Here is a 5,494-nt window from a genome sequence, read left to right as displayed (position 1 = left end):
CAGCTAACTTATTACGAGCTTCCGACGAGGCGGGAAGATAGATTTTACCCTCGAAGGGTCAAACCCAAACCAAGTAAATACCCCACCAAAAAGAAAAATACCAGTCAGCTTAACTGACTGGCATTAGACCTGAGTCTGCTTTTTGTATTTTCTATTGGGTTTAATTAAACACGATGTTTTCGCTGCCCGGCGCAGCTTTAAACTCAACAATGATTTTGTCGCAATCGGCTTTAATCTCATCACTAAAGTTTTCTTCAGCTCGCCAACGTGCTGTATCTTGCTTAAAAATCTCTTTTTTAGAGTATTTTTTTCGTGCATCGTGGGTCGGCATTTCTTTCACAACGTTATACATTTTATAAATGCCTGGGTACGCTAGCGTTAAATCTCGCTCATCTTCAAAAGCGTACTGAGACATTAAAACCCAAATCCGTAAACAGCCTTCAGAGTACTCACATTGCTCTTCAGCCATTGCACGAGCAATTAGATGAATGCTATCTGCAAGTTTAGCGTTACGCTTTAAGCGCGACTGCTTAAGCTTTTGCTGTTGCTCAGCTTGCTTTTGCGCAATTAACTTTTTTTGCGCGTTAAGCTTATAGAGCAACTGACCTGCATAAAATGCTAAGCCAGCAATAATAACAGCACCTACAAACAAGGCTACAATCACTGCGGTACTCATTAAGCGCCCTTACTATTTGTCGTCATCATCATCTAGCCACTCATTGGCTAAATCATCAGAAAGGTACTTATCGAAATCTGAGTTACCGTCGCTTTCGAAGTTATCTTCAAAATCATCTTCAAACTCGTCTTCGTCTTCATCTTCGATACCTAGTAACTTACAAAGTACTTGGTGGCGAGCAATACGGCTATTAAAGTACTTCGCATCTTTACCCGTCAGCATTTCACCTTGCTCATGGCGCTCAACGAGCTTAAGTAAACGCTCATCGTTTTCAAGCGCTTCTAGCTCTTGCTCAGGCGTAAGCTCTGGCTCTGTAACCTTTTTAAGCTCAACTGTTGGCTTTAAGTTACGCTTCATTTCTACTTGCGGCTGTGGTGCACTAGCCACTAAAGGCACGGCTTTTTTACTGCCGACGCGCTTATCTTTTGGCGCTGAGTTTGCTTTTTTAGTATCGCTATCTAATAGCTCAGGTGCATTACGAGAACCAGGCTTAGCACCCTTTGGTTTTTTAACTCGTTGCTCTTTTAACGCACGCATTTCTTTAAGCTTATCTTGGCTTAAACGAACAGGGCCGTTTGAAGGAATTTTGCGTGATTTTTTCTTTCTACTCATATCTTGATCATCTCACTTAAGAGGTTTTGAGCGAGGCACATAACATGAGCATCGCAGTGCTGGCCTAGCCAGAAGAATTCGATTTGCGCATTAAAGCTTGGGTTGCTCGTTGAATTAGCGCATTAGCTTATTGCTAAACGGTGGGTATTGTAACAGGACAAATAAAAAGGCGGTAGAGAAAACATCTCTACCGCCTACTAATCTGAGCGCCATTATCTGGACACTTCTCCCTTCGACTTTTTTTAGTCTTTATTATTTTTATTATTATCAATCCGTATTGTTATTATTTTAACCTTCCTTGTTACATTCCATTTTGTTTTTTTTATTAAACTTCCTTGAGATTTTATTATTTACGGTCATCCTGACGCTTTCTTGTTATTTCCTTTTGTAGCACCTTCAATGTGCTATTCAGTCGTGTAGCGCCATTTTCCTTTAGCATAATCCATGTTGTTATTGTTGTTTTGCGACAGTGGTTAATTTACCCGTTAATATTTTTGTTACAACTGGTTTATATATTTTTTCTTACATAGAGCATATATAAAAACAAAAAATTTATAATAAACATAAGCTTAACTGTAAAAATATTTTTAAAATAAGTTATTTCTTACAAAATAGCATGGCAAATGTCTCACAAACTAAAGGGTGATATCGTTAAAATATGGACACAAAAAAAGCAGCGCAAGCTGCTTTTTAATCATATTACATAGTATTACACTAGCTTATACTAGATAAATACGACTTTAGTGTAAGCCACCTAAGTATTGAGATAGTACTTCAATATCTTTATCAGTTAGCTTTTTCGCTATATCTTGCATCATACCGTTATGGTCGTTTTTACGGGTTCCATCACGAAACTTCTCTAGCTGAGCTTTAATGTACTCTGGGTGCTGAAAAGAAATTTTAGGAAACTTAGCAAGAGACGAACCATTGCCTCGCGGACCATGACACGCCGCACAAGCCGGAATACCACGTTCAGCATCGCCTGCTTTGTAAAGCATCTGACCAACTTCAACCACGTCTTTTGGGGTGGCGCCTTCAGTCATGTTCAATGAAGAAAAATAAGCAGATAGGTCTTTCATGTCTTGTTCGCTAAGTGGCATAGCCATCGCGCTCATTACAGGATCCATACGGCCTTCTTTACCGCCTGAAGTCATACCTAATTTTAAATCCTTAAGTTGTTTAAGGATGTAATCTGGGTGCTGGCCTGCAAGTTTAGGGTAAATATTAACCGGTGCATTACCGTCTGGGCCGTGACAAGCCGCACACGTTGCTGATTTTTCTTTACCTGCGTTTACATCGCCATCAAATGCTGTTGCGTTGCTTGCTGACAACGCACCAAGCAATATTGTTAAAGATAGTGCTATTTTTTTCATGGTGAATTCTCTGTTTCCGACCCTGTATCATCTACAATATGGATGTTGTAATTCATGTATTCTACACGATAAAAAATTCTCTGGCACGTTTTCTACTCATATTAAGCTTATAATTTATAGGGTTTTGACCTAGATTAACCTTTAAGCAGCTTTAATAGTGCCATTTATAGAGTTTTTAGGTGTTTAAATACGCTTTTTAATACATCCTTTATAGTATAAAATACGCGCCCTGAGTGAATTTAGCTCAATAAGATTAACTTTTACGTTTTTAGGAGAGCCTGTGCTCAAATCTCGTATCAAATATAATACTGCGTCTTTTGTAACAAGCGCGCCAGACATCACTAAATTACCTGCTGATACGGGAATTGAAGTCGCGTTTGCAGGTCGCTCTAATGCAGGTAAATCAAGTGCTCTTAATGCACTGACAGATCAAAAACTTGCACGTACCAGTAAAACGCCAGGTCGTACGCAGTTAATCAACACCTTTGAATTAGGTGAAGTAGATGATATGCGCTTAATCGACTTACCCGGTTATGGGTTTGCTAAAGTACCTATTGAAATGAAAAAGAAGTGGCAAAAGTCACTGGGTGAGTACCTACAAAAACGTCAAAGTTTAAAAGGTATTGTTATATTAATGGATATTCGCCACCCATTAAAAGATTTAGACAAAGATCTAATTAACTGGGCTATTGGCAGCGAAATCCCGGTACTGGCGCTTTTAACTAAAGCCGATAAGCTCAAGCAAGGTGCGCGTAAAGCACAAGTACTGCAAGTACGCCGTGAATTAAGTGAACTAGACGGTGATATTACTGTACACGCTTTTTCATCACTTAAGGGAACAGGTTTACCGGAAGTCGCTAAAAAGCTAGATGAGTGGTATTTAGGGCCAATTGTGGCTGTTGCACCGCCGCAAAGTGATGAAGACAGCTCAGACGCTTAAAAATAAGCACCTACGAAAGATAAAACTTTCCCCCTGCTGATTTTATAAAATAGCCGCGCTCATCAGCGTCGGCTATTTCAGCCCACTGATAAAACACACTTCGTGATACCCGCGCGCTACACCCATAAGGTAATTGCAAATAAGGCACCGCTGCATTTTTATAGTTTTTTATATAAAGAGGCTGCTCAGCACTGATTAACCATTGCCGTGCTAAATTATCTACACAACACATAACCTGCCCTTGCGCTGTGTTCTCAATATGCCAGCTTACGATAACGAAAGGCGCATCTTGCACCTCTATCGCTATTTTTTCGATGGGTGTTTTTAAATAAAACTGCTCACCTTCTTTGCATACAACACTGGCAAACAGTTTTACCATCGCGGGGCGAGTAATTTCGCTGCCATCGTAAAACCACTGCCCATGCTCGTTAATCATAATCGGCAGCTCACCACACTCGGTAGGCTGCCAACTACCAAACGGTTTGCTAGGCTCGCTTAATTGCTTACTAAGTGCCGTTAACGAGATCACTGTTTTTTAAGTGTTAGCGCAAAAGTAACTGGTACGGCTGTAGCAACGGCAGGTAAACCAGCTAATTGCTGTAGCTTTTTAACGCCTTCGGTCACACCAAAGTCTTGGCTATTTACAATCACAGGCGTAAACGACGACACGCTTAAATCGCCATTTTCGGCACTGCTAACAAGTACATTTATTTTTAATGGCTTTTTATTACCATGAAAATCAAGCTGCGCATCAACCTCTTTTAATACATGCTGGCCCGGTTTTTTAATATTACTTAATTGCTTTTTTAAATCCGCAGTTAAAACTGCATGAGGAAACTTAGCCGCTTCAAATACAAATTGAGTTAAACGTTCATTGCGAATAGGGATCAGTGTTTCTGCAGAGGTTAAGTCTATATTTACACTAAAAGCACCACTGTCTGAAAGTGTTCCTTCTAGGTTAGTAAAATGATGTGCCTCAGCAATCGAGTCTTTTTTGATAGAAACAAAACTTAATTGGCTCTTGTCATTGACTAGCTGCCAATCTGCATGAGCGGCATTAGACAAAGCAACACTTGATAACGATAAACCGATAATGGCTAACGTTTTAAACATAACGCACTCCTAAAATAAAATGAGAATAATAGCGCTTTCGATACTATCACCTGAAATAGGGGCAAACCACCTCAAATTAAAGACGGCGCTAAATTACTTAGCCCGTACTGTTATTAAAAAATTAATAACGATATAACAGCCTATAACTGATGCTTTTTAGGGCCATACCGCAACATCCACGCTAATAATTGCGTGAGATAGCTTTACTTGCCTACGTTTGCATTATAACTGCTTTATACATATACCCGTTTGAGGGCGCGCTAGGTATGGCAAAAAAAATAATAAACATAAATGAGCATAAAGTGTGAATAGTAAAAAAGCGCTTAGAGGAGCCATTTAGCTTTAAAGGGCAATCTAATGAGGAAGAAAAAGCAGCCTGCTTAAAACAAGCAGGCCGATATAGCAAACTGGGGAGAAGCTATCAATTTGTTGCACCTTTTCAGATGCATCATCAACAGGATGTCCTACAGGATGAGGACGCGCGCACTTTAGCAAAAGCGCGCATAAAAATACAATGATATTCCGCCAAAATAGTTCGAATTGACGAACATATAACTATTTAATACAAATAGTTGCTTAAATTAACCTACTTTTAACTAAACTTTGTTTACGCGTAGAAATACTTATATCGATTCGCTTAATTGAGTGAGTTATTTTGTCCCGTCCTGAAATAGGTTGACGGTTTTAATGAAAGACTTGGTGCGAAAGCGCCAGGTCTTTTTTATGCACTTGATTTGGTGTTTTCATATCCAAACTTAAGTGCGGTCGCATTTCATTGTA

6 protein-coding genes are annotated in these 5,494 nt (G+C 39.5%); 1 reads left to right on the top strand and 5 read right to left on the bottom strand.

Annotated features, from left to right (window positions below):
• Nucleotides 1-160 precede the first annotated feature (160 nt).
• From PSI06_RS20565 to PSI06_RS20555, 3 genes are all read right to left on the bottom strand, one after another.
• The gene (locus tag PSI06_RS20565) at nt 161-676 is read right to left on the bottom strand and encodes a DUF2489 domain-containing protein (protein WP_004589313.1); all 516 of its coding nucleotides are present in this window, start codon (nt 674-676) and stop codon (nt 161-163) included.
• Between the two features lie 12 nt (nt 677-688).
• Nucleotides 689-1,288, bottom strand: coding sequence for a Der GTPase-activating protein YihI (yihI, locus tag PSI06_RS20560; protein ID WP_004589312.1), 600 nt, complete (start codon nt 1,286-1,288; stop codon nt 689-691).
• Nucleotides 1,289-2,028: 740 nt separating this feature from the next.
• Nucleotides 2,029-2,661, bottom strand: coding sequence for a c-type cytochrome (locus tag PSI06_RS20555; RefSeq protein WP_004589311.1), 633 nt, complete (start codon nt 2,659-2,661; stop codon nt 2,029-2,031).
• A gap of 280 nt (nt 2,662-2,941) precedes the next feature.
• Between PSI06_RS20555 and yihA the strand changes: the two genes are divergently transcribed.
• Nucleotides 2,942-3,601: a ribosome biogenesis GTP-binding protein YihA/YsxC gene (gene yihA, locus PSI06_RS20550; RefSeq protein WP_004589310.1), complete on the top strand. Its 660-nt coding sequence runs from the start codon at nt 2,942-2,944 to the stop codon at nt 3,599-3,601.
• Nucleotides 3,602-3,611: 10 nt separating this feature from the next.
• On the opposite strand, the gene PSI06_RS20545 is transcribed toward yihA, so the two are convergent.
• Both PSI06_RS20545 and PSI06_RS20540 read right to left on the bottom strand, forming a co-directional pair.
• Nucleotides 3,612-4,130, bottom strand: coding sequence for a DUF1285 domain-containing protein (locus PSI06_RS20545; protein ID WP_004589309.1), 519 nt, complete (start codon nt 4,128-4,130; stop codon nt 3,612-3,614).
• Nucleotides 4,127-4,714 carry a YceI family protein gene (locus tag PSI06_RS20540; RefSeq protein ID WP_024032161.1) on the bottom strand — a complete coding sequence of 196 codons (588 nt, stop codon included), beginning with the start codon at nt 4,712-4,714 and terminating at the stop codon, nt 4,127-4,129. Before PSI06_RS20540 ends, PSI06_RS20545 begins: the two co-directional genes overlap by 4 nt.
• Nucleotides 4,715-5,494 lie beyond the last annotated feature (780 nt).

The organism is Pseudoalteromonas sp. GABNS16E, from assembly GCF_028598715.1.
Lineage (GTDB): Bacteria > Pseudomonadota > Gammaproteobacteria > Enterobacterales > Alteromonadaceae > Pseudoalteromonas > Pseudoalteromonas atlantica.
Note: the sequence above shows the minus strand (reverse complement) of the source record. Positions and strands in the feature narration are given on the sequence as shown.